At 41.7% G+C, this 1,754-nt stretch carries 2 protein-coding genes; both read left to right on the top strand.

The window, feature by feature from the left end; translation table 11 throughout:
• The coding region (locus ABD009_RS14125; RefSeq protein ID WP_343826504.1) for a GNAT family N-acetyltransferase at positions 1–408 on the top strand (408 nt) is incomplete at its 5' end.
• Between the two features lie 134 nt (positions 409–542).
• On the top strand, positions 543–1,571 hold the full coding sequence (locus ABD009_RS14120) for a DUF2157 domain-containing protein (RefSeq protein WP_343826502.1): 1,029 nt from the start codon (positions 543–545) through the stop codon (positions 1,569–1,571).
• Positions 1,572–1,754: the final 183 nt, after the last annotated feature.

Here is a 1,754-nt window from a genome sequence, read left to right as displayed (position 1 = left end):
ACCCCTCTCCCACCTCAAGATAATGAATTTGAAGCCCTGAAAGCTGGCTTAACGAAATATAACGAATCTCACACAGGGGATGTATTTAGGGAAAAAGTATCTTCATTTGTAAAAGATGAGTCAGGTGTCATTGTTGGTGGGATTTTAGGTGAAATAAATTGGGACTGGTTGCATATTCAAGGTTTATGGATTGATGAAAGTATCCGAAAACATGGATGGGGAGCTAAGCTACTATCTAGTATGGAAGAATATGCTTTATCTAAAAACACCACTAATATTCGCCTGGAAACAACTACTTTCCAAGCATTGGGGTTCTATGTCAAAGCTGGTTACTCTGTGTTTGGTGAATTGGCTGATATGCCTAAAGGGCACACTAGTTATTTTTTACAGAAACAATTGGGTATATAACAAGTGCCTCAATTCGCTCTCAGGCTCGCTCGGACAATTAACAATGGGCTATTGTCGCTGCGCTTAATTATTTTAGCCCATTAGTAATTGCCGCTTAGGCAAGCGTTAGATGCCCTAAGACCAAGAGGCCAATCATGGATGTAACAAAGAAAAAACTAGAAGATGCCGCTGCGAAAAATATAATTACACTGCATCAAGCAGATGCTCTCTACGAGTTTTTGGCTGCTCAATCTCAAGACGTGCCAAGATTTACTTTCACTCACGTTCTCTATTATCTTGGCGGGCTTATCGCAATAGGTGCCATGACTCTCTTTATGAATCTTGGCTGGGAATCCTTTGGCGGCGCAGGCATATTTTTTATCTCTCTTCTTTATGCTGGTGTAGGTTTTAAATTTTCTAATTCGTTTGCAACGAAGAGCATGGCTATTCCAGCCGGCATTTGCGCAACATTTGTCGTTTGTTTAACGCCTTTAGCAATCTATGGTCTGCAGCAATGGCTAGGTTTCTGGCCTGATGAAAGTGTATATAAAGATTACCACAGGTATATAAAGTGGCATTGGCTATATATGGAGTTGGGTACGCTAGCCGTGGGAGCCATTGTTGCCTGGAAGTACAAGTATCCTTTTTTGATCATGCCAATTGCCGTAACTCTTTGGTATATGACAATGGACATAACGGCGATGATTTCTGGTGGGGATATTACATGGGAACTAAGGAAATTGGTTTCCATGTATTCGGGATTACTAATGATAAGCCTAGCGTTTTGGATTGATATTCGCTCACATAAAAAAGCCGACTACGCTTTCTGGGTTTATATATTCGGTGTGATTGCCTTCTGGGGCGGCTTATCTTCTCAACACTCAGATAGCGAACTGTCAAAATTCATATATTTCTGTATTACTCTATTAATGATAGGTGTAGGCGTGTTGTTGGTTCGTAGGGTGTTCGTTGTTTTTGGTGCTCTCGGCAGCTGTGGTTATCTGGGGTATCTGGCGTCTGACGTTTTTAAAGATAGCTGGTTATTTCCTGTTGCTTTAACGGCTATTGGGTTCGGCATTATCTATCTTGGTGTACTTTGGCAAAAGCATGAAAAATCTATCACTGAAAAGTCACGATTACTACTTCCTGATCCGTTAAGAGAACTACTGGAGGCAAAGTCGTGAGACCGCATCTAACAAGTGCGTCAATTAGGACGCTCGCAGGCTCGCGCCTATTACGCAGGCGTTATATACCAAAACGGAGTTCGTAGCATAAATATGGAATTAACTACCCCTCTCCCACCTCAAGATAATGAATTTGAAGCCCTGAAAGCTGGCTTAACGAAATATAACGAATCTCACACAGGG

Origin of the sequence: Psychrosphaera haliotis (assembly GCF_039523615.1) — a bacterium.
Taxonomy (GTDB): domain Bacteria; phylum Pseudomonadota; class Gammaproteobacteria; order Enterobacterales; family Alteromonadaceae; genus Psychrosphaera; species Psychrosphaera haliotis.
Note: the sequence above shows the minus strand (reverse complement) of the source record. Positions and strands in the feature narration are given on the sequence as shown.

What these genes read in the sequence shown, in the direction of transcription:
- ABD009_RS14120 (WP_343826502.1), top strand. Translation starts at nt 543, where the DNA reads ATGGATGTAACAAAGAAAAAACTAGAAGATGCCGCTGCGAAAAATATA.